Consider the following 22,654-nt stretch of genomic DNA (forward strand, 5'->3'; position numbering starts at 1 on the left):
GCCATGTCTGCTCCTGATCCCTCGCCGCGCCGGCTTCGGCTGCGGCCGTTGTTGTCCAGCCAAGGCTGGCGTCGCCGCGCCGCACTCTGGGGTGGCGCAATTGCAGTAGCACTGGTGGCGATCGTGTTCGCCAAGGCCAGCGACGCCGCCTTCCAGTTGTTCCAGCGCATCACCGCGCATTCGATCTGGTGGGCACTGCTGCTGACGCCGGGCATCTTCGCCCTGCTGGCCTGGCTCACCTCCGGCGCGATGCGGCCGACGCGTGGCAGCGGCATTCCGCAGGTCATCGCGGCGCTGGAACATGACGACGCCGCATTCCGCCAGACCAATCTGTCGCTGCGCGTGTCGATCGGCAAGCTCGCCCTGACCACCCTGTCGCTGCTCGGTGGCGCCTCGGTCGGACGCGAAGGCCCCACCGTGCATGTCGGCGCCAGCCTGATGCATGTGTTCGGGCGCTGGTTCGGGTTTCGCGATCCGCGCGAGCTCTCGCATTTCCTGCTTGCCGGCGGCGCGGCCGGTATCGCCGCGGCGTTCAACACGCCGCTGGCCGGGGTGGTGTTTGCGATCGAGGAATTGAGCGGGCGCTTCGAGCACCGCTTCTCCGGCACCTTGCTGACCGCGGTGATCGTCGGTGGCGTGGTGTCGCTGGGCCTGCTGGGCAACTACACCTACTTCGGCAAGGTTGCGGTGGCCTTGCCGCTGGGCCAGGCCTGGCTGGCGATCGCGCTATGCGGCAGCGTGGCCGGCCTGCTCGGCGGCATCTTCGCGCGCCTGGTGCTGGCCAGCGTCAGCGGCAAACCGCGCTGGCTGGCAACGCTGCGCCAGCGCCACCCGGTGCTGCTGGCCGCGCTGTGCGGGGTGGCCTTGGTCGGGCTGGCACTGGTGTTCGGGCAAGGCGCGTTCGGCACCGGCTACGAGCAGGCGCGCAGCCTGGTGCAGGGCCATGCGGTGGTCGGCCACGAATTCGGGCTGATGAAGCTGCTGGCCAATCTGGTCTCCTACCTGGCCGGCATTCCGGGCGGGCTGTTCTCGCCGGCGCTGGCGGTGGGCGCCGGCATCGGCCACAACCTGTCGGTGCTGATGCCGGGCGTGGACCCGCGCACCTTCGTGCTGCTGGGCATGTGCGCGTATCTGACCGGCGTGACCCAGGCGCCGTTGACCTCGGCGGTGATCTCGCTGGAACTGACCGACACCAGCCAGATGCTGTTGCCGATCCTGGCTACCGTGCTGATCGCGCGCGCAATGTCCGGGCTGGTGTGCAAGACGCCGATCTATCGCGGCCTGGCCGAACAGTTGCTGGCGCCGATGCCGTCCCGCACCTCGCCGGCTACGGCGACGACGCACTGAACATCACAGACGGGAGAGCGGAGCAGGGTCGACCGACCGCAGTGTGCAGCTGCCGGCCATGACCGCCGCGCACTCCGGACGGGCTGTTCCACCATGCGCGAACCGACGCCAGCGGCGCGCGCGTCGCCGCTTCGACGCAGGCCGGTAGCGGAATGGCTGCTAGGGCGAGCGCTGCAGCGCGCGTCTGCGCCGATGCCGGACATAAAAAAACGCGGCGCAAGCGCCGCGTTCTGGTGTCGCGAAGCGGGCTAGGGATCAGCCGGCCTTGGCAACGGTCTTCTTGGCGACAGCCTTCTTGGCCGGAGCCTTGACCACGCCCTTCTTGGCAACCGGGGCAGCTGCACCCACGACAACCTTGCTCACCGCGTGCGAACGCGAATTGCCGTAGCTGGAATTGTAGCGCTTGCCCTTGGCGGTCTTGCGGTCACCCTTACCCATGTTCGTCGACTCCTGAATGTGAATACTGAATACAAAATCCCCGCGCTGAACACGGGTCTGGCGAGGTTTACGCCGGCGGCGCCCTCGCGCAAGGCCGGCAAGCCTACCACGTAGGCCCTGCCCGCGCAGCCCGGGCTAGTGCGCGCAGCTGGCGTCGTGGACGTGGGCGTGCCCGTGGTTCAGACGCAGGTTGACCAGGTGGGCGATGCCGACCAGCGCGCCGCCGAGCGTCATCACCACCGCATGCGGCACCACCGCGTGGTGCAAGGGGTCATAAAGCAGGCCGGCCCACAGCAACAGCAAGCCCGGCAGCAACAGTGCCAGCGCGTGCAGCGCCTTGTGGCGGCGATAGCCCAGCACCAGGCTGAACAGCCCCAGCAGCGTCACGAACACCACGATGGCCAGTTCGACCCCATCGCCCAGCCAGAACGACAAGCCCAACGACGGGGCCAGGGCCAGTACCAGCGGCAGCACCGCGCAATGCACCGCGCACAGCAGCGAACCGGTCGCACCGAAGCGGTCGAGCACATGGCGAAGGGACGGTAGAGGCATGACTTCCAGCAGGGGCTCGCGGCGACGTGGAATAATATAACATCTTCCTTGTTCCAGACCCGCACCGCTGCATCGCGCAGGTGAGCGGGTCCTGCCGTCGGCACAGTCGCCAAGCTGCGCCCTACCATTGATATACAGTAACAATCACAGAGTCCGGCCCGCCATGCACCCTCGCCTCGCTTTCTCGCTCCGCCGCTCCACGCTCTCGCTGGCGCTGACCAGCCTGCTGACGCCCGCCCTGGCCCTGGCCGAGGACGCACCGGCAGCCGCCGACCCGCAGACCCCGCCCAGCTCGGACACGCGCCACGACGCCACCGCTTCCAGTGGCCGCCATATCAAGGACCTGGACAAGGTCGTCGTCACCGCCAGCCCGTTGCGCGATGCGGCCGGCGAGTTGAGCCGCCCGGTCGAGGTGCTGGCCGGCGAGCGTCTGGACGAGGTACGCAGCTCCAGCCTGGGCGAGACCGTGGCCAGCCTGCCCGGCGTGCAGAGTTCCAACTTCGGCCCCGGCGTCGGCCGGCCGATCATCCGTGGCCTGGACGGCCCGCGCGTGGCGGTGCTGCGCGATGGCCTGTCGACCCAGGACGTGTCCACGGTCAGCCAGGACCACTCGCCGGCGATCGAGCCGTTCCTGGCCAACCAGATCGAGGTGCTCAAGGGCCCGTCCACGCTGCTGTACGGCTCCGGCGCGATCGGCGGCGTGGTCAACGTGGTCGACGGGCGCATTGCCGAAACCCCGGTGGACGGCTTCAGCGGCCGCGCCGAAGTGCGCTTCGACGGCGGCGACAAGGACGGCAACACCGACATGTTCCGCGTCGATGCCGGCAATGGCAGCGGCCTGTCGATCCATGCCGACGGCGTTTACCGCAACCAGAACGATTACGACACCCCGCAGGGGCGCCAGCTCAACAGCTGGATCGACTCCAAGGTCGGCTCGGTCGGCGCTTCGCTGTCCGGCGACTGGGGTTTCGTCGGCCTGTCGGCCTCGCGCTTCCGTGACAACTACGGCAACCCCGGCGAGCCGGGCGACCCGACGATCGGCGAGCGCGGGGTGTCGTTGAAGCTGCAGCAGGACCGCTACGACCTCAAGGGCGGGCTGACCGATCCCTGGGGCGAAGGCAGCGCACTGCGCTACAGCTTCGGCCACACCGATTACGCGCACACCGAGTTCGAAGGTGCCGAAGTCGGCACCGTGTTCACCAAGCGCGCCAACGAAGGCCGCGTGGAAGCCTCCTTCACCTTCGGCGGCGGCTGGCAGACCGCGTTCGGCCTGCAGGGCAGCGACACCACCTTCCAGGCGATCGGCGAGGAATCCTTCGTGCCCAAGACCGACACCCGCTCGCTCGGCGTGTTCGGCGTGGCGCGCAACAGCTGGGAGCGCGTCACCGCCGAAGTCGGCGCGCGCGTGGACAAGGTCAAGTACCGCACCGACATCGGCGTGGACCGCGACTTCACCCCGACCAGCTTCTCGGCCAGCGGCGGCTTCCGTTTCAACGAACAATGGCGCCTGACCGCCAACCTCGACCACGCCGAACGCGCACCGGCCGAGGAAGAGCTGTTCGCCAACGGCCCGCACATCGCCACCCTCGCCTACGAGATCGGCGATGCGGATCTGAAGACCGAAAAGGCCAACCAGGCCGAGCTGGGCCTGAACTTCCAGAACGCATGGGTGGATGCCAAGATCGCCGCGTACTACAACCGCTACAACGACTTCGTCTACATCGTCGATACCGGCGGCCAATGGTTCAACGAAGAAGACAACGACTTCCTGCCGATCCGCCAGTGGACGCAGAACGATGCGGTCTTCCACGGTTTCGAGGGCGAGGCCACCTTCCATCTGGCCGACAACGACACCGGCGCGTGGGATCTGCGCGTGTTCGGCGACACCGTGCGTGCGCGCCTGAAGGATGGCGGCAACCTGCCGCGCATCGCACCGGGCCGGGTCGGCGCGCAGATGCGCTGGAACGCCGATGCATGGCGCGCCTCGCTCGGCGCCACCCGCACCATGAAGCAGGACAAGGTGGCGGTGAACGAAACCCCGACCGATGGATACACCTTCGTCGATGCGCATCTGGCCTACCACGTGGACCGTGGCAGCAACGCGTGGGAAGTGTTCCTGGACGGCAACAACCTGACCAACCAGGACGCACGCGTGCACACCTCCTTCCTCAAGGACGACGTGATGCTTCCCGGCCGCAGCGCCTCGTTCGGCGTGCGCCTGTTCTTCTGACGGTACCTCTCTCCCGCCGTCATAAGCGAGGCCGCCTTCGGGCGGCCTCGTCATGTCCAGCGGCGGGGCTGCCGGCCTCGGCGTTCTGCCGTGCTGCGCGTACCGGCGCGGCGATGGCAGCCCTGCCCTGCAATGCTGCTCGCAGCGAAGAGCCGATGCGCTGCATTGCGCGGGCTGGCTCTACGCACCGCTGACAGATCACACCGGGGCCGCTTGCCGGCGTTGGCCGATAGCCGACGCTGCCCGGTACGCACCCATGCATGTGCCAGCGCCGTCATTGCCGCGCGTTGGGCGGTCTGCGATTGCCGCGCAGACTTGATCGACCATGCTTCGACGGACAAGCGCGCCACATTCGCCATGCGCTTGCCAATAGGTGCATATGCACGCAAAGTGCGAGCATCCTCGTGGAGCATCGCCATGTCCGGGACCAGCCCCTGCACCTGCTTCCAGCTGCGCCGCGCCGCACGGCGCACCTCGCAGCTATACGACCATGCCCTGGCACAGGTGGGCCTGAGCCTCAACGAATACTCGATCCTGCGCCGGCTGGTCAGCGCACAGCCGTTGGGTGCGTTGGCGCACTCGCTAGGCATGGATCGCACCACGCTGACCCGCAATCTCAAGCCGCTGCTGGCGGCGGGCTGGGTGCAGGCACGTCGCGGCGAGGATGCGCGCCAGAAAGTGGTGGTACTGAGCCGCAGTGGACGCGGGCTGCTGGTGCGCGCCCTGCCGCATTGGCAACGCGCACAGACGCAGCTGGAAACGCTGTTCGGCAGCGCCTCCACCGCGCAGCTGCACGCCACCTTGATGCAACTGGATGCGGCCCTGGACGCGGAGGCAGCGGCATGAACACCTCTGCGAGCGCCCGCGCCAGCGCGCAGTGGGGATTGCTGCTCACCGCCTCGGCCATGCTGATGCTGACGATGGGCGCACGCCAGACCACCGGCCTGTTCGTGGAGCCGATCCATCGCCAGACCGGGATCGGCATCGCGTCGATCAGCTTCGCGCTGGCGGTGGGGCAACTGGTCTGGGGCGCGGTGCAGCCGGTATTCGGCGCGATCGCCGATGCGCGCGGGCCACTGCCGGTGCTGCTGTTCGGCGGCGTGCTGTTGTCGCTGGGCCTGGGACTGAGCCCGTGGCTGGCCAGCGAGTGGGGCCTGATCGTCTCGCTGGGCATCTTGGCTGCCGCCGGTGCGGGCGCCGGCAGTTTTTCGGTGCTGATCGGTGCCACTGCCGGACGTCTGGCGCCGGAGCGGCGCTCGTTCGCGGCCGGGCTGATCAATGCCGGCGGCTCGCTCGGCCAGTTCGTGTTTGCGCCACTGGTGCAGCTGATGATCGGCGCCGCCGGTTGGGCCAGGGCGATGACCGGGCTGGCGATGATCTCCCTGCTGACCTTGCCGCTGGCCTGGCCGCTGCGACGCAGATCGCCGCCGCCGGGCATGCACATGCCGATCGCAAACGGCGACATCGGCTTGCGTGCGCAACTGCAGGTTGCCCTGCGCGATCGCAGTTACTGGTGCCTGCATCTGGGCTTTTTCACTTGCGGCGTGCATATCGCGTTTCTGGTCACGCACCTGCCCGGCGAGATCGCGCTCTGTGGCCTGCCCGCCAGCGTGTCGGCGGTGTCGATCGCGTTGATCGGCCTGTTCAACGTGGCCGGCAGCCTGGTCGCCGGCAAGCTCGGCGAACGCATCCGCATGAAGTGGCTGCTGTGCGCCTTGTATGCCAGCCGTGCGGTGCTGATCGGCTTGTACCTGATCGCGCCGCCGACGCCGCTGACCTTCTACCTGTTCGCCGCGGCACTGGGCTTTACCTGGCTGGGCACGGTACCGCCGACGGCAGGCTTGATCGGCAAACTGTTCGGCCCGCGCTACCTGGGCACCTTGTTCGGCCTGACCTTGTTGTCGCACCAGATCGGCGGCTTCTTCGGGGCGTGGCTGGGCGGGCTGGCGCTGGAGCGCTTCGGCGACTACAGCTGGATGTGGTACGCCGACATGCTGCTGGCAGTGATCGCCGCACTGATCAACCTGCCGATCCGCGAAGCCGCGCCGGTACGCGCAGCAGCGTAAAGCAGGCGCAAGCGTGCGCCTGCCCGCAGCGACATCGCTGCGCCATTGCACGGTGCCTGGCAGCACATGCGCAAAGGCCATCGTGCCGCGACGATGGATCGCATTGGCTGCCGCTGCGGTGCGCGTTGGAACGACCCACACGCGGTCCGATAGCGACACGCGTGCACTGCGCACGCGCTGTCCGGCGCCTTACCGCATTGATCGATGGCGAGCACGTCGCCTGCGCCGAGTGCCGCAGCGCACAACAGCTTTTGCCGGCAACTCCGTTAGAACAACAGCGCGACGTGTGTCGCTGCGTTGCGCGACCGGCCACTGTGACGTGCTGCCGGTCACCCTTTGGCGGCGCGTGTACGACGCGCGCATTGCCGCCAGCTGCGACGTCATCCCAGGAGAGCTTTCATGACCGCATCGATGCCCCGCTATGCCCTGTCCCTTGCCATCGGCGCCCTGCTTGCGCCTGGCGCGCATGCGCAGACGTCCACCGCCGAGCCGCGCAGTGAGGCCACCACGCTGGATGCAGTGATCGTCAGCGGCACCGCGCGCTTCAAGGGCCTGGCCAAGCGCGATGCCAGCTTCTCGATCACCACCGCCAGCCCGGAGCAGATCCAGCAGGCCGTGCCGCAGAGCACTGCGGACCTGCTGAAGATCGTGCCCGGCGTATGGGCCGAGCCCAGCGGTGGCGGCACCGGCGCCAATATCTTCGTGCGCGGCATGCCGTCCGAAGGCGATGCGCCGTTCGTGACCATGCAACTGGATGGCTCGCCGCTGTTTCCGCCGCCGACCCTGTCGTTCCTGGAAAATTCCACGCTGTTTCGCGTCGACGACACGGTCGAGCGCATGGAGGTATTGCGTGGCGGCTCCAGCCCGATCTTCTCCAACGGCCAGCCGGGTCTGACGGTCAACTTCATCCAGAAAAAAGGCCAGGACGAGCCCGAAGGCAGCGTACGCCTGACCGGCGGCAACAACGCGCTGCGCCGCATCGATGTCTTCAACAGCGGGCCGATGGGCAATGGCTGGTACTACAGCGTGGGCGGTTTCTTTCGCGAAACCGACGGCGTGCGCGACCCGCAGTTTTCCGCCGACAAGGGTGGCCAATTCAGCGCCACCTTGAGCAAGCGCTGGGACAGCGGCGAGCTGTCGTTCTACGCGCGGCATACCGACGACAACAATGCCTTCTATACCGCCATTCCGCTGCTGTCGCGCAACAACGGCAACGACCTGTCCAGCTTCCCCGGCCTGAATGCGCAAACCGGCACCCTGCTCGGCCGCGACTTCCGCAATGTCGATCTGCTGGTCGGGCCGGATGGACAGACCATCCGCCGCGATCTGGCCGACGGCCGCGGCGTCAACATCGATGTGTTCGGCGGCGAACTGAACTGGGAGACCGGCGACTGGACCATTGCCGACCGCTTCAACGTGATGAGCGGCAGCGCGCCGACCTATGCGTTGTTCACCGGCGATGCGCCGGTGCGATTGAGCGATTTCATCGCCAGTTACGGCACTACCGGCAGCGGTAGCTTCACCAATGGCGGCGGCGTCGTCGATCCGAATCAGCAAGTGCTGGAAGCCGGCTGGTGGTCGGTGGACAAGCGCCTGAATTCGGTCACCAACGATTTGCGCCTGAGCCGCGAATTGTTTACGGGCAACACGCTCACCGTGGGCGCGTACTACGCCAAATATTCCTCGGCAGACACCTGGTACCTGGGCAACACCATGCTGCTTACCGCGCAGAACAACGCGCGCCGGATCGATCTGGCGCTGGACAACGGCCAGCAGGCCACGCGCCAGGGTTTCACCAGCACCGCGTTCTTCAACCTGCGCGCCAACTACGATGGCGAGAACATCGCCGCCTTCGTCGCCGACGAATGGGAGCTCAACGCGCGGCTGCGCCTGGACCTGGGCGCCCGCTACGAACGCCAGAGCGTCACCGGCGATGTGCACGACACCGCCACCGTCGATCTGGACGGCAACCCGGACACGCTGTACGACAACGCCACCTCGCTCGCCCTGGCCAGCACGCGCCGCATCGACCAGGACGATGAGGCGTTCTCCTGGACGGCGGGCCTGAACTTCACGCTCGATACGCACAACAGCCTGTTCGCACGCGTCAACTCGGGGGTGAAGTTCCCAGGCTTCGACAATCTGCGCGATGGCCAGAATCGCGTGCAGGAAGTGGATCAGTACGAACTCGGGCTCAAGTCCGGTGCCAGCAGCTACGACCTGTACCTGACCGCGTTCTACAACACCTTCAAGAACTCGCCGTTCCAGGCGTTCCTGGCCAATGGTGAAAACTTCACCACCGTTGGCGACTCGCGTGCGCGCGGGCTGGAGGTGGAAGGTGCCATCCGCCCGTTCGGCGGCTTCGAGCTGGCCGGCACCGGGGTGTGGCTGGATGCCAAGTACCGCAACTACCGCGAGTTCACCGGCAACCAGGTGATGCGCCAGCCCAAGCGCCAGTTCCGCATCACGCCCAGCTACTACTGGATGCTGCCGTTCGGCGACCTCAAGGTGTTTGCCACCTATTCCTACATCGGCGACCGCTTTGCGGACCTGGCCAACAGCCAGCGGCTGCCGTCCTACGACATGCTCGACATCGGCGCCAACCTGCATGTGGGCGAGCACTGGGAAGTGACCGCCAGCGGCAGCAACGTCACCGACACGCTGGGCCTGACCGAAGGCAATGTGCGTGTCCCGGGTGCAGCGACCGGCGGCGTGTTCATGGGCCGGCCGATCGCCGGACGGCAGTACCAGATGTCGGTGGCGTATCGCTGGTAGGCAAGCCAAGACGTCATCCCGCGCGGCAGTCCACGGCTGTCGCGCGGTCCACGTCCGAGCGCGCGGCCGCGTCCTTGGACGCGCAACGCGGAAGCGCAGGCGCGGCGCATGCCTACCTGTGCCAGTGGTCCAGCTGCTACACCTTCGCGGCCATGCGACCACTGCGCTTTCTCACCGCCGGCATCGGCTGCGCAACCGCGCACCGGGAGCCGATCGACGCCCTGTCGCATCCGTCATTCAACCCGGATGCGCTCTTCCGGCTCTTTCGAGACATCAAGGTGCCCTATCCCGAGGTAGTTCCGCGCACGGCACGGCCATTGTGATGCGGCATCACACCGGCAGCGGGCTGCGTTCGGCAAAGTGCCCGCGCCAGTACGGGTAGTACGGATACGGCGGCTCCACCGCGCTCACCGCATCCAGGCGCGCGCGTTGCGCGTCCGTCAGCGACCAGCCCACCGCGCCCAGGTTCTGGCGCAGCTGCGCTTCGTCACGTGCGCCGATCAGCACCGTGCTCACGGTGGGCCGTTGCAGCAGCCAGTTGATGGCGATCTGCGGCACGCTGCGGCCGCTCTCGTCGGCAATCGCGTCGAGCACATCGACGATGTCGAACAGGCGCTCGTCGCTGATCGCCGGGCCGGCGGCCGCGGTGGCATGCAGGCGACTGTGTTCGGGCAATGCCTGGCCGCGGCGCAGCTTGCCGGTCAGGCGCCCCCAGCCCAGCGGACTCCACACCACCGCGCCCACGCCCTGGTCGATGCCCAACGGCATCAGCTCCCATTCGTAGTCGCGCCCGGCCAGCGAGTAATAGGTCTGATTGGCGACAAAGCGGCTCCAGCCCTGCGCATCGGCCACCGCCAACGACTTCATCAGCTGCCAGCCGGCATAATTAGACGCACCCAGGTAGCGCACCTTGCCGGCGCGGACCAGCCCATCCAGCGTGGACAGGGTTTCTTCCACCGGCGTCATCGCATCGAAGGCATGCAGTTGCAGCAGATCGATATAGTCGGTGCGCAGGCGCCGCAACGAGGCATCCACCGCGCGCAACAGGCGGAAGCGCGAGGCACCGGCATCGTTGGGCCCATCGCCCAGGCGCAGGCCGGTCTTGGTCGAGAGGATCACCTGATCGCGGCGGCCCTGCAGCGCCTGGCCGAGAATCTCTTCAGAGGCGCCGTCCGAATACACATCGGCGGTGTCGAACAGGTTCAGGCCCGCCTCCAGGCATAGATCGATCATGCGCTGCGCCTGCGCCACATCGGTATCGCCCCATGCAGAAAACAGCGGCCCCTTGCCGCCAAAGGTACCGGCCCCCAGACCGAGCGCCGGGACCTTGAAACCGGAACGGCCGAGAAAACGTGTCTCCATCGCAATGCTCCTTGAAACCGAAAGAAAATCCGCGCGCTGGCGGTCGATCCGGCCATGCGCGATGCCAAGCGCCACGCTCTGCTCGCCGACCACCCGCGCGATCGCACAGGGCTGCCGGTTGCGCGGTCACTGCGCTCGTGCCTAAGAAACGAATCAACCTGCCGGCGCACACACGCCCGGCGCGGCGGTACGCCGGCGTTGCAGTTGCACGCTCCACAACGCGATCCCCAGGCCGAGCGCGCTCAACAGCGCGGCGACCCAGGGCGTGGCGACCAGGCCGGCATGGGTGGCGATCACCACGCCGCCCAGCCAGGCGCCCAGCGCATTGCCCAGATTGAACGCGGCGATATTGAGACTGGAAGCCAGGTTCTGGCCGGCACCGCGCGCATGCTCGAGCACGCGCAACTGCAGCGGCGCCACGGTGGCGAAGGCGGCCACGCCCAGCAGCCCGACGAACACCACCATCGCGGTCTTGTTGTGCAGGACCAGGCCCATCGCGGCGAGCACCACCACCAGTGCCGCCAGGCTGCCCAGCAACGCGGCGGTGGGGCGCCGGTCGGCCAGACGCCCGCCCAGCAGATTGCCCACGATCATGCCGACGCCGAAGACCAGCAACACCGGCGAGACCGCCGTCTGCGCGAAACCGCTCACGTCCACCAGCAACGGCTGGATATAGGTGAATACCGCGAATACGCCGGCATAGCCCACCACCGTGATCGCCAGGGCCAGCAGCACCTGCCCGCGCCCCAGCACCGCCACTTCCTGACGCCACGACACCGGCGCGGCCGCGCCTGCGTTCGCCGGTACCCACAGTGCCACCGCGGCCGTGGCCAGCACGCCGACGACCGCAACCGCCCAGAACGTCGCCCGCCAGCCCAGCTGCAGACCCAGCCAGGCGCCGGCCGGCACGCCCAGCAGGGTGGCCACCGTCAGGCCGGCAAACATCAGCGAGATCGCCGAGGCACGGCGCTCGGCCGGGACCAGCGAGGTGGCCACCACCGCGCCCACGCCGAAGAAGGTGCCGTGCGCCAGCGAGGTCAGCACGCGCGCAACCATCAGGCTGGTGTAGTCCGGCGCCAGCGCGCAGGCCACGTTGCCCAGGGTGAAGATCGCCATCAAGCCGACCAGCACCGCCTTGCGCGGCAGCCTCGCACTGGCCAGGGTCAGCACCGGCGCCCCGACAAACACCCCCAGCGCATAGCCGCTGATCAGCAGGCCGGCAGCGCTGAGCGACACGCCCAGGTCGGTGGCCACCTGCTGCAGCAGGCCCATGATCACGAACTCGGTGGTACCGATGCCGAAGGCACCGATGGTCAGCGCCAGCAGCGCTGGCGGAAAACGGGAAGAACGCGCGGAAGCGGACATGGGCATGGACCAGGGAAGACAACCCACAGCCTGCGCTCCAGCGTCCTAAGCAAAAACCCCTGTTATCCTGATTCACTATCAAGCAATCATTGAGAATCGCATGGACCGCCTCGGCGATATCGCGCTGTTCCTGCGCGTGCTCGACTCCGGCTCGATCACTGCCGGCGCGCGCAGCCTGGATTTGTCGGTAGCGGTCGCCAGCCAGCGCCTGAAGCGGCTGGAGCGCGACCTGGGCGTGCGCCTGCTGCACCGGACCACGCGCCGGCTGCACCCGACCCCCGAAGGCCAGCGCCTGGCCGAGCGCGGCCGCGTGCTGGTGCAGGATCTGGACGCGCTGGCCGACGATCTGCGCGAGAGCGCACACGCGGTCGGCGGCATCCTGCGCATGACCATGTCGGCCTCGTTCGGGCGGCAGTACGTCTCGCCCTTGCTGCCGGAATTCCAGGCCCGTCATCCACGCGTGCACATCAGTGCGCACCTGAGCGACGACCTGGTGGACCTGGTCAAGCAAGGCTTCGACCTGGCGATCCGCATCGGCCCGCTGGACGACTCCGGGCTGGTGGCGCGGCGCATCGCCGACAACCGCCGCACCCTCGCCGCCTCGCCCGACTATCTGCAGCGCCATGGCACCCCGCGCACGCCGGACGACCTGGCCGGGCATGCCGGCGTGCTGCTGATGGGCCGCGACGGCCGCCAGGATGTCTGGCAGCTGCAAACGCCGGAGGGCGGCCTGGTGCGCGTGCGCATGCAGAGCCGCTTCGAAAGCAATTTCGGTGAGTTGATCCGCGATGCGGCCGTCGCCGGCCAAGGCATCGCGTTGCATTCGTACTGGCATATCGCAGAAGAACTGCGCAACGGCCGGTTGGTCGAGGTACTTCCCGATTACCCGCCGCCAACCTCGCAGATCAACGCGGTGATGCCGGCGCGCCAGCTGCAGCCACCGCGTGTGCGTGCATTCGTGGATTTTCTGCAGGAACGCCTGGGCGACGTGCCGCCGTGGGAGCTGGGCGGTTGAACGCGAGCGCGTCGGTCGCGTCGGCCGATGCCGGCTGGACGCGGATCGATGCGTGGCTGCGAGGCGACGTCTTGGTTGGTTAGTGGCTGGATTGGACCGAGTCCCGCTGTTGGATCAGTGGTGGGCGGCGATCTGCGAGTTTGCTGCAGGGCTCCTGCCCGCTCACCACCGCGGAGCACGTTGCAAGCCGGAGAGCCCGATATGGGGGGTTGCGGATAGATCAGTTGTAAGGAAGGCGATCTGCCGCCTTGCTGCAGGGTCCTTGCCCCCCACCATCGCAGCACACGCCGCAAGGCAGAGTGGACGATCTACGGCGTTGCAGATATGTCAGCTGTAAAGCGGGCGATCTGCCGCTTGGCTGCGGGGCCCTTGCCCGCCCACCATCGCGGGACACGCCGCAAGTACGTCCGTGTAGGCTCTTACGCGGCATCCATGCCGCGTAAGGTCCCGCGACGGTAGGCGGGCAAGGACCTGCCTGGATGGTCGGTGTGCACGATTAAAAGCAGTGCCAGATGCGCGTTGTTTGATGCCGATGTGCCAGCTCACCGCCCGATGCATCTCTAACGACAACCAGTCGGGATATTCGGTACGCATAGCTACGAGCAGTACGTCATGTGCATTTTTGGATAGCGATGTACCTGCGCGACCCAACAGTCAACGACCAATGCACTTCGCGAGACAAGCAGCTCTTATGCGAGCACCGACCACCTTTCTGGTGCGGTGTCCTCGCCGGTTGCGGGACCCTTGGCGGCATGGATGCCGCCAAGGAATCTCCACGGATGGATTCACGGCGCGTCCCGCAAGTGGTGAGGGCACCGCGCACTCGACTCACCAATCAATAAAGCGCGTGCGGCCGGCACGTTGGCACCGTCGCTCTAGGGTCAAGGATGTCGCTGGCGCCCTAGCGCCCTCGTTTAGCGCCCTGCACGCAGCAAGCGCCGGTGCAATCCACGCCGCTGCGCTTCGCTGAGCAGATGCCCATGCGTGTTCAACAATCCAAGGATTTGCCGATGCGCTTGCGCCGTGCGGCGCGCAAGTTCGGCCGTGGCGGCAGCCTCGAGCGCCTTCCAGTCGGCCGGGCTTGCCGGTGCGGGGATGGTCGAACGTCTTGCGGGCATGGGACGGGGGTGGTCACGGGAACAGACACCCATGATACGGCGCGTGTGTGAGCGCAGGATCGTGTCTGGCCTGCGATTGTCGGGCGTCGGGCGCGCAGGCCTGCCCGCCGGTGCCGGCGCCACCCGGCGCTGCCTTTGCCGCTGCTGCGGTCGTCATGTGGGCTCCATGACAGTGGGTCTTGTACGATCGACGGCATCGCGGCCGAGCCGCCTGGTGCCACCGCCGAGTCCTGCATGTCCGCCTTGACCGAGATGACCGACATCCTGCTGCGCCATGCTCCTGGCGACGGCATGCACGCCACCCGGATTGCCGGGCTGCAGATCATGCGCAGCGCCTCGCCCACCGTGTCGGTGCCCACGGTCTACACGCCGATGCTGTGCCTGGTGGCGCAAGGCCGCAAGCAGGCGATGCTGGGCGCGACGGCGTATCTCTATCACCCGCAGATGTATCTGGTGGCCTCGGTGGATCTACCGATCGTCGGTTCGGTGATCGAGGCCAGCGCCGCGCAGCCGTATCTGTGTTTCTGCCTGGATCTGGACACCGCGGTGCTGAGCGACCTGGCCGTCAGCCACCCGGAGCTGGTGGAGCCGCAACGCGATGCGGCCCAGGCCGGCTTGTTGCTCAACCACAGCACCCCGCCATTGCAGGACGCTGCAGTGCGGCTGGCGCGTCTGCTCGATCAACCGCAGGAGATCGCCGCGCTGGCACCGCTGGTCCTGCGCGAAGTGCTCTATCGCCTGATGGCCGATCCGGCCAATGCGGTGGTCCGCCAGATGGCCATCGCCGACAGCCGGCTCAACCAGATTTCCAAAGCCATTGTCTGGCTGCGCGAGCACTACGCACAGCGCTTCCGCATCGAGCAGATCGCCGATCTGTCGGCAATGAGCCGCTCCACCTTTCATGCGCATTTCAAGGCGGTCACTTCGATGACGCCGCTGGAATACCGCTCGCATCTGCGCGTGCACGAAGCGCGCCGGCTGATGCTGGCCGAAACGCTGAATGCCGCCGATGCCGGCTTCCGCGTCGGTTACGAAAGCGCCTCGCAATTCAGTCGCGACTACGCACGCATTCTTGGCGCGCCGCCCGCACGTGACGCACAACGGTTGCGTGCCGGAGCACAGGCTGCGACACAAGCGGCGTAAGCTCATTCGTGCGCAGTGACGCAGCGGAGCCTAGTCACGCGCTCCTGCACTAAGCGACATGCATCACCTACGATGACGCGGCAGACCGCACCACGTCACCGTTGAGCGCCGTGTCATTCGGCCGCGTACTGCGCCTCGCTGACCTGCTCCAGCCACGTCACCGGCGAGCCGTCCTGCGCTTCGGCGATGGCGATATGCGACATCGCCACGGTGGCGTTGGCACCGTGCCAGTGCTTGACGCCCGGCGGAATCCACACGATGTCGCCCGGGCGGATCTGCTGCGCCGGCTTGCCCCATTCCTGCACGCGTCCGGCACCGGCGGTGACGATCAGCGTCTGCCCCAGTGGGTGGGTGTGCCAGGCGGTGCGCGCGCCAGGTTCGAAAGTCACCGTGGCGCCGCCCACCCGCGCCGGCGCGTCGGCCTGGAAGGGCGCATCGATGCGCACCTTGCCGGTGAAATAGTCGGCCGGGCCGGCCGCAGATGCGGCGCCACCGGCCTTGCTCACCCTGATCGCCTGTTGCTCTTCACCACCGGGCGTGACGGCAGCCATCATCGACAGCGACATCGCAGTTGCGAACAGATTCATGGCAGTGCTCCTCGATCCAAGTGCCTGCACTGTAGCGCGCGTGTGCGCCGGCATTACCCGGGCAACCGCGCATGCACCTAGAAACACAGCGCATCAATGCGGCAATGACATCTCGGATTTGAAGCCATCACGCACCATCGCGCATGATGCAGCGGCATGAATGGCATGCGCGCTCACCGACTTCCGCGACAAGCCGGCCGGCACCATCCGTATCACCACCGCCGGCCACGCCGCCGATGCCTATATCTGGCCGGGGTTGTCGAACGTACTGCCCGACTATCCCGACCTCAAGATCGAGGTCACCGTCGATTACGGGCTGGCCGACATCGTTGCCGAGCGCTATGACATCGGCATCCGGCTGGGCGACCAGGTCGCCAAGGACATGATCGCGGTACCGATCAGCCCGATGCAGCGCATGGCGGTGGTGGCGCTGCCGGACTACGTTCGTGCACCACACCATCCCCGCCGCGCCGGCCGAGCTGGCCCGGCACAATTGCATCGGCTTGCGCCTGCCCACCCATGGTGGCCTGCTGCCCTCGGATTTCGAAAAGGACGGCCGCGAGGTCAAGGTGCGCGTGGAAGGCCAATGGACCTTCAACGGCAGCAGCGCCATCCTGCGTGCCGCGTTGGCCGGCGGCGGACCCGCGTTCTTGCCGGAAACCATGGCGCTAGGGCACATCGCCGCCGGCCGGCTACGCCGCGTGCTGGAGGACTGGTGCGAGCCGTTCGATGGCTCACGCCTATTACCCCAGCCGCCGCCAATCCTCGCGCGCACTCAAGGTAGTGATCGATGCGTTGCGGCACGACCTGGCGCGCTGACACACCCGTGTAGGAGCGTGCCTGCGCGCGACCAGACCTTCTCAGTAACGCCCCATCGCGCGGGCACGCTCCTACGACGACCTCGGCTTGCGGACGGGTTGAAGGGGGTGATCGATGCGTTGCGGCACGATCTGACGCGCTGACACGCCCGTATAGGAGCGTGCCTGCGCGCGACCAGGCCTTTCTCGGTAACGCCCCATCGCGCGCGGGCACGCTCCTACGACAGCGTCGGCTTGCGGACGGGTTGAAGGGGGGGATCGACGCGTTGCGGCGCGCTCCGGCGCGGTGACACGCTTGTGTAGGAGCGTGCCTGCGCGCGACGAGGCCTTCTCGGTAACGCCCCATCGCGCGCGGGCACGCTCCTACGACAGCGTCGGCTTGCGGACGGGTTTGAAGAGATGATCGACGCATTGCGACACGATCCGTTGCGGTGACACGCCCGCGTAGGAGCGTGCCTGCGCGCGACTAGGCCTTCTCGTTAACGCCCATTGCGCTGCCCTGCCGCCGCCGCTAGAACCCGCTCGGCACCTCGCGCTTGCCTTCCGCTGTCACCACCGGCGGTTGCGGCCGATACGCGCGCAGGAACAGCGCCACCGCACTGGCGACATACCCGTGCTGCGTGGCAGCCGGTGCCTGCCACGTGTCGCCACGCAGCGCCGCATTGGCCGGCATCCCGGTCATCAATCCAAAGAAATGCACCGAGGCATCCGGCAGATTGTCGATGACCAGGCTGCCCTGCTCCACTTCGCGCGCCAACACCGCACGCATCGTGGTGTCGTAGCGTTCGAAGCCCAGCGTCCACATCTCCTCGCGTATCTGGCTGGGCAGTGCCGGCGGCCGCACCAGGCCGTAGGCGGCATCGCCCAGCGCATTGCTGGCCGCCATGCGCACGACCGCGTCGGCGATGGCGAGCAGACGCACGGGCAGCGGCCCGCGCATGTTCAACAGCGCCTCCCAGGGATTGGGCGACTGGTGCGCCAGCGCCTCCAGGGTGGTACGGAACAGCACCTCCTTGGACGCGAAGTGCGCATACACCGTGGCCTTGGACACCACTGCGCGCTCGGCGATGCTGTCCATGCTGGTCTTGTCGAAGCCCTGGCGTGGAAACAGCTCGGCTGCCGCGCGCAGGATCGCGCCACGCTTGTCGTGCGGCGCGCGCCTGGGCGCCGGGACCTCGGCAGCGACGTCATCCACGTGGCTGCCCCGTCGCCGTCGTGGCCACCGCCGGGTCGGCCGATTGCAGCCAACCGCCGCCCATCGCCTTGTAGAACGTCGCCAGATTGGTGAAGCGTGACAGCTGCGTGGTGATCAAGTTCTGCTGCGCGCTGTACAGCGCGCGCTGCGCATCCAGCGCCTGCAGGTAGCTGTCCACGCCGCGTTCGAAGCGCGCCTGCGACAGCCGGTAACTGTCGGCAGTGGCATCGACCAGGGCCTGTTGCGCCTGCAATTGCCGGCCCAGGGTCTCGCGTTGCGCGAGCGCATCGGAAACCTCGCGGAACGCGCTCTGGATCGCCTTTTCGTACTGCGCCACTTCGATATCGCGGTTGGCCTTGGCCATGTCCAGGTTGGCGCGATTACGCCCGGCGTTGAAGATCGGCAGCGTCAGCGCGGGCACGAAGCTCCAGGCGCGGGTGCCGGAATCAAACAGGTTGGACAGGCTGCTGCTGGACGAGCCGGTCGATGCGGTCAGGCTGATGCTCGGGAAGAACGCCGCGCGCGCCGCACCGATGTTGGCATTGGCCGCACGCAGGTTGCGCTCGGCCTCCAGGATGTCCGGGCGGCGCTGCAGCAACTGCGACGGCAGCCCGGCCGGCACGCTGGCCAGCACGTTGCCGTCCACGCTGGCGCCGTCGGGCAAGGCCTGCGGCAACAGCTCCGCCGGCACCTGCGTGCCGACCAGCAGCACCAATGCGTTGCGGTCTTGCGCCACCTGCGCGGTGTAACGCTCCACATCCACGCGTGCGGATTCCACCGTGGTCTGCGCCTGGCGCAAGCTGAGCTGCGAGGCCACACCCAGCTCGAAGCTGCGTTGCTGCAGGCGATAACTGTCGCCCTGGCTGCTCAAGGTGGACTGCGCCAGCTGCAGCAACTGCTGATCGGCCGCCAGCGTCAGATAGGCGGTGGCCACTTCGGCCACCAGACTGATATGCGTGCTGCGGCGTGCCTCGGCGGTGGACAGGAACTGCTGCAGCGCCTGTTCCTTGAGACTGCGCACACGTCCGAACAGATCCAGCTCGTACGCACTGACGCCGATATTGGCGCTGTAGGTCCGGAACACCTGCGGCTGGCCCGGAATGGCCAGCTCCGACGGCGTGCGCGCGTTATTGGCGGTACCGGTGCCCTGCACGGCGGGCAGCAGCGCAGCGCGCTCCACCCGGTACTGCGCACGTGCCACCTCGATGTTGAGCGCGGCCACGCGCAGGTCGCGATTGTTCTCCAGTGCCAGCGCGATCACCTGCTGTAGCGCCGGGTCGGTGAACACCTGCCGCCAGCCGATGTTGGCGATATCGATCGCCTGCGCGGGGCTGGCCGTATCGGTGGTAGTGGATGCCGTCGAGAGCTCGGTGCCGGCAAAGCGCTCGGGCACCGGTGCGTCGGGCCGTGCATAGCGCGGCATCAGCGTGCATCCGGACAGCACGCCGGCCACCGCGATCGCGGTCAATGTCATGCGGATCGGTGTCATCTCAGTGTCCTGCCGGTTGCGGTGCGGGCGAAGTGGGCTGTGCGCGGCGGGTGAACAAGCCGCTGATCAGCACGAAGAACAACGGCACGAAGAAGATCGCCAGAATCGTGCCGGACAACATGCCGCCGATCACCGCGGTGCCCAAGGCATGCTGCGCGCCTGCACCGGCACCACTGCCGAGCACCAGCGGCACCACGCCCAGGATGAAGGCCAGCGATGTCATCAGGATCGGCCGCAAGCGCATGCGTGCTGCCTCCAATGCGGACTCGATCAGGCTCTTGCCGCTTTCATGCAGTTCCTTGGCAAATTCCACGATCAGGATCGCGTTCTTCGATGCCAGGCCAATCGTGGTGAGCAGGCCCACCTGGAAGTACACATCGTTCATTTTCCAGGTCAGCATTGCGCCCAGCAGCGTGCCGAACACGCCCAGCGGCACCACCAGGATTACCGAGAACGGAATCGCCCAGCTTTCGTACAACGCGGCCAGACACAGGAACACGATCAGGATCGACAACCCGTACAACAAGCCGGTCTGGCCGGTCGAGGATTTCTCCTGCCGCGACAACCCGGTCCACTCGTAGCCGATGCCCGGCGGCAACTTGGCCGCCGCCGCTTCGACGATCTGCATCGCCTCGCCACTGGACGCAGCACCCGGCATCGCCATGCCCAGGATCTCCACCGACGGCACGCTGTTGTAGCGCTCCAGACGCGGCGAGCCGGAACTCCAGCTGGCAGTGGCGAAGGCGTTGAACGGCACCATCGTGCCGGCGCTGTTGCGCACGAACCAGCGGTCGATGTCCTGCGGATTCATGCGGTACACCGCATCGGCCTGCAGCATCACCTTCTTGACGCGGCCCTTGTCGATGAAGTCGTTGACGTAGGTACTGCCCCAGGCGCTGGAGAAGGTGTTGTTGATATCGGCGATCGACACGCCCATGGCCTGCGCCTTGTGCGAATCGATTTCCAGCTTGAACTCGGGCGTGTCTTCCTGCCCGTTCGGGCGCACCGCCACCAGCCGCTTGTCCTGCGACAGCTCAGCCAGCAGCTGGTTACGCGCCTGCATCAAGGCCTCGTGGCCGAGGTTGGCGCGGTCCTGCAGCATCAGGTCGAAGCCGGTCGCATTGCCCAGCTCCGACACCGCCGGCGGTGCGAACGCAAACACCTTGGCATCGCGAATGGTGCTGAAGAACGCACCGGCCTTGCCCGCCACGTCGGTGACGCTCTGGCCCTTGCCGGTGCGCTCGTCCCACGGGCGCAACTTGACGAAGGCAAAGCCCACGTTCTGGCCGGTACCGGCAAAGCTGAAACCGGAGACGGCAAAGATGCCGGCAACCGAGTCCTTCTGATCGACCAGGAAGTGATGCTCCACCTGCTTGAGCACCTCGCCGGTGCGCGCATCGGTGGCACCGGGCGGCAACTGCACCAGCACGAACAGCGTGCCCTGGTCCTCGTCCGGCAGGAAGCCCACCGGCAGCTTCATGAAGCCGAACACCACCAACGCCAGCAACACCGCGTAGGCCAGCATGTAGCGCCAGCCCTTGCCCAGCATGTGCCGCACCACACCCTGGTAGCCGTTGTTGCCGCGATCGAACACGCGGTTGAACCAGCCGAAGAACCCGGTGCTCGCCAGACCATGGCCCTTCTCCACCGGCTTGAGCAAGGTGGCGCACAGGGCCGGGGTCAGGATCATCGCCACCAGCACCGACAAGGTCATGGCCGAGACGATCGTGATCGAGAACTGCCGGTAGATCACACCGGTAGAACCACCGAAGAACGCCATTGGCACGAACACCGCGGCCAGCACCAGGGCCACGCCGACCAGCGCGCCGGAGATCTGGTCCATCGACTTGCGCGTGGCGTCCTTGGGCGACAACTGCTCCTCGCCCATCACGCGTTCGACGTTTTCCACCACCACGATGGCATCGTCCACCAGCAGGCCGATCGCCAGCACCATCGCGAACATGGTCAGCGTGTTGATGGTAAAACCGAACGCCGCCAGCACGCCGAAGGTGCCGAGCAACACCACCGGCACCGCAATGGTCGGGATCAAGGTCGCGCGGAAATTCTGCAGGAACAGGTACATCACCAGAAACACCAGCACCACCGCTTCGATCAGCGTATGCACCACCTGCTCGATGGAGATGCGCACGAACGGCGTGGTGTCGTACGGCTTTTGCACCTTCATGCCGGGGGGGAAGAATTTCTCCTGCTCCTCCAGGCTCTTGTCGATCGCGCGCACCGTATCCAGCGCATTGGCGCCGGTGGCCAGCTTGATCGCCAGACCGGCGGCCGGCTTGCCGTTGTAGCGGCCCACCGTGTTGTAGCTCTCGCTGCCCAGTTCGATGCGTGCCACATCGCGCAGGCGCACCTGCGAGCCATCGGACTGCGTGCGCAGCAAAATGTTCTCGAACTCCTCGGCGGTCTTCAGCCGGGTCTGCGCGGTGATGGTGGCATTGAGTTGCTGGTTGGGCACCGCCGGCAACGCGCCGAGCTGGCCGGCGGAAACCTGCGCGTTCTGCGCCTGGATCGCGGTGCGCACATCCACCGGAGTCAGGCTGAAGTTGTTCAACTTGTTCGGGTCCATCCATACCCGCATCGCGTACTGCGAGCCGAACAAGGTGGTGTCGCCCACGCCTTCGACGCGGCTGATGGTTTCCTGCACGTTGGCCGCCACGTAATCGGACAGGTCTGAATCGCTCATGCTGCCGTCTTCGGAAGTGAAGGCCAGCACGTTGAGGAAGTTGGTGGCCGACTTGGTCACCGTCACGCCCTGCTGCTGCACTTCCTGCGGCAGCAACGGCGTGGCCAGCGACAACTTGTTCTGCACCTGCACCTGCGCGGTGTCCGGATCGGTGCCGTTGTCGAAGGTCAGCGTGATGGTCACCGCACCGCTGGATTCGCTGGTGGAGGCCATATAGCTGAGGTGGTCCAGCCCCTTCATCTTCTGCTCGATGACCTGGGTGACGGTATCTTCCAGGGTCTGCGCCGAGGCGCCCGGATAGTTGGCGGTGATGGCGACGGCGGGCGGCGCGATGCTGGGGTATTGCGCAATCGGCAAGGTGGCGATGGACAGGATGCCGGCCAGCATCACGATGATGGCCAACACCCAGGCGAAGATCGGACGATCGATAAAGAAGCGTGCCATGACGTGTGA

17 protein-coding genes and 1 pseudogene are annotated in these 22,654 nt (G+C 66.9%); 9 read left to right on the plus strand and 9 right to left on the minus strand.

Annotation, left to right across the window (positions count from 1 at the left end; all coding sequences use genetic code 11):
* Nucleotides 1–3: 3 nt before the first annotated feature.
* A complete protein-coding gene (locus GGR73_RS08445; RefSeq protein WP_102581349.1) occupies nt 4–1,347 on the plus strand; it encodes a chloride channel protein in 1,344 nt (447 codons plus the stop codon).
* 255 nt (nt 1,348–1,602) lie between these two features.
* Here the strand turns inward: GGR73_RS08445 and GGR73_RS08450 are convergent, their stop codons facing one another.
* Nucleotides 1,603–1,785 (minus strand): 30S ribosomal protein THX, encoded by a 183-nt coding sequence (locus tag GGR73_RS08450; RefSeq protein ID WP_016904806.1) that lies wholly within the window; start codon nt 1,783–1,785, stop codon nt 1,603–1,605.
* A 135-nt stretch (nt 1,786–1,920) separates the two neighbouring features.
* Nucleotides 1,921–2,337 (minus strand): MerC domain-containing protein, encoded by a 417-nt coding sequence (locus tag GGR73_RS08455; RefSeq protein WP_024939915.1) that lies wholly within the window; start codon nt 2,335–2,337, stop codon nt 1,921–1,923.
* 163 nt (nt 2,338–2,500) lie between these two features.
* On the opposite strand from GGR73_RS08455, the gene GGR73_RS08460 reads away from it, so the two are divergent.
* The 5 genes from GGR73_RS08460 (at nt 2,501) to GGR73_RS08480 (ending at nt 9,731) form a co-directional block, all read left to right on the plus strand.
* Nucleotides 2,501–4,567 (plus strand): TonB-dependent receptor, encoded by a 2,067-nt coding sequence (locus tag GGR73_RS08460; RefSeq protein WP_184456396.1) that lies wholly within the window; start codon nt 2,501–2,503, stop codon nt 4,565–4,567.
* A gap of 417 nt (nt 4,568–4,984) precedes the next feature.
* Nucleotides 4,985–5,413, plus strand: coding sequence for a MarR family winged helix-turn-helix transcriptional regulator (locus GGR73_RS08465; protein WP_104625756.1), 429 nt, complete (start codon nt 4,985–4,987; stop codon nt 5,411–5,413).
* Nucleotides 5,410–6,633 carry an MFS transporter gene (locus tag GGR73_RS08470; RefSeq protein ID WP_184456399.1) on the plus strand — a complete coding sequence of 408 codons (1,224 nt, stop codon included), beginning with the start codon at nt 5,410–5,412 and terminating at the stop codon, nt 6,631–6,633. Before GGR73_RS08465 ends, GGR73_RS08470 begins: the two co-directional genes overlap by 4 nt.
* Before the next feature lie 399 nt (nt 6,634–7,032).
* Nucleotides 7,033–9,408, plus strand: coding sequence for a TonB-dependent receptor (locus GGR73_RS08475; protein WP_102251659.1), 2,376 nt, complete (start codon nt 7,033–7,035; stop codon nt 9,406–9,408).
* 74 nt (nt 9,409–9,482) lie between these two features.
* The gene (locus GGR73_RS08480) at nt 9,483–9,731 is read left to right on the plus strand and encodes a hypothetical protein (protein ID WP_184456401.1); all 249 of its coding nucleotides are present in this window, start codon (nt 9,483–9,485) and stop codon (nt 9,729–9,731) included.
* 7 nt (nt 9,732–9,738) lie between these two features.
* Here the strand turns inward: GGR73_RS08480 and GGR73_RS08485 are convergent, their stop codons facing one another.
* A complete protein-coding gene (locus GGR73_RS08485; RefSeq protein ID WP_184456403.1) occupies nt 9,739–10,770 on the minus strand; it encodes an aldo/keto reductase in 1,032 nt (343 codons plus the stop codon).
* Between the two features lie 153 nt (nt 10,771–10,923).
* Nucleotides 10,924–12,135: an MFS transporter gene (locus GGR73_RS08490; RefSeq protein WP_102251656.1), complete on the minus strand. Its 1,212-nt coding sequence runs from the start codon at nt 12,133–12,135 to the stop codon at nt 10,924–10,926.
* A gap of 100 nt (nt 12,136–12,235) precedes the next feature.
* Between GGR73_RS08490 and GGR73_RS08495 the strand changes: the two genes are divergently transcribed.
* Entirely contained in the window at nt 12,236–13,150 is a 915-nt protein-coding gene (locus GGR73_RS08495; RefSeq protein WP_046343521.1) for a LysR family transcriptional regulator, read from the plus strand.
* A 914-nt stretch (nt 13,151–14,064) separates the two neighbouring features.
* Here the strand turns inward: GGR73_RS08495 and GGR73_RS08500 are convergent.
* Nucleotides 14,065–14,268: a hypothetical protein gene (locus GGR73_RS08500; RefSeq protein ID WP_184456405.1), complete on the minus strand. Its 204-nt coding sequence runs from the start codon at nt 14,266–14,268 to the stop codon at nt 14,065–14,067.
* A 234-nt stretch (nt 14,269–14,502) separates the two neighbouring features.
* On the opposite strand from GGR73_RS08500, the gene GGR73_RS08505 reads away from it, so the two are divergent.
* Nucleotides 14,503–15,411, plus strand: coding sequence for an AraC family transcriptional regulator (locus tag GGR73_RS08505; RefSeq protein WP_184456407.1), 909 nt, complete (start codon nt 14,503–14,505; stop codon nt 15,409–15,411).
* A 113-nt stretch (nt 15,412–15,524) separates the two neighbouring features.
* Here the strand turns inward: GGR73_RS08505 and GGR73_RS08510 are convergent, their stop codons facing one another.
* Nucleotides 15,525–15,998 carry a (R)-mandelonitrile lyase gene (locus GGR73_RS08510; protein WP_024939905.1) on the minus strand — a complete coding sequence of 158 codons (474 nt, stop codon included), beginning with the start codon at nt 15,996–15,998 and terminating at the stop codon, nt 15,525–15,527.
* Nucleotides 15,999–16,167: 169 nt separating this feature from the next.
* On the opposite strand from GGR73_RS08510, the pseudogene GGR73_RS08515 reads away from it, so the two are divergent.
* Nucleotides 16,168–16,817: pseudogene (locus GGR73_RS08515) on the plus strand (LysR substrate-binding domain-containing protein); the annotation flags it as partial.
* 510 nt (nt 16,818–17,327) lie between these two features.
* Here the strand turns inward: GGR73_RS08515 and GGR73_RS08520 are convergent.
* From GGR73_RS08520 to GGR73_RS08530, 3 genes are read right to left on the minus strand one after another with little or no spacing between them, the layout of a single operon-like run.
* Nucleotides 17,328–18,011: a TetR/AcrR family transcriptional regulator gene (locus tag GGR73_RS08520; RefSeq protein WP_184456410.1), complete on the minus strand. Its 684-nt coding sequence runs from the start codon at nt 18,009–18,011 to the stop codon at nt 17,328–17,330.
* Nucleotides 18,004–19,500 carry an efflux transporter outer membrane subunit gene (locus tag GGR73_RS08525; protein ID WP_184456412.1) on the minus strand — a complete coding sequence of 499 codons (1,497 nt, stop codon included), beginning with the start codon at nt 19,498–19,500 and terminating at the stop codon, nt 18,004–18,006. The genes GGR73_RS08520 and GGR73_RS08525 overlap by 8 nt, the downstream gene beginning before the upstream one ends.
* A 1-nt stretch (nt 19,501) precedes the next feature.
* Nucleotides 19,502–22,645 (minus strand): efflux RND transporter permease subunit, encoded by a 3,144-nt coding sequence (locus GGR73_RS08530; RefSeq protein ID WP_184456414.1) that lies wholly within the window; start codon nt 22,643–22,645, stop codon nt 19,502–19,504.
* Nucleotides 22,646–22,654: the final 9 nt, after the last annotated feature.

The organism is Xanthomonas sp. F14, assembly GCF_014199865.1.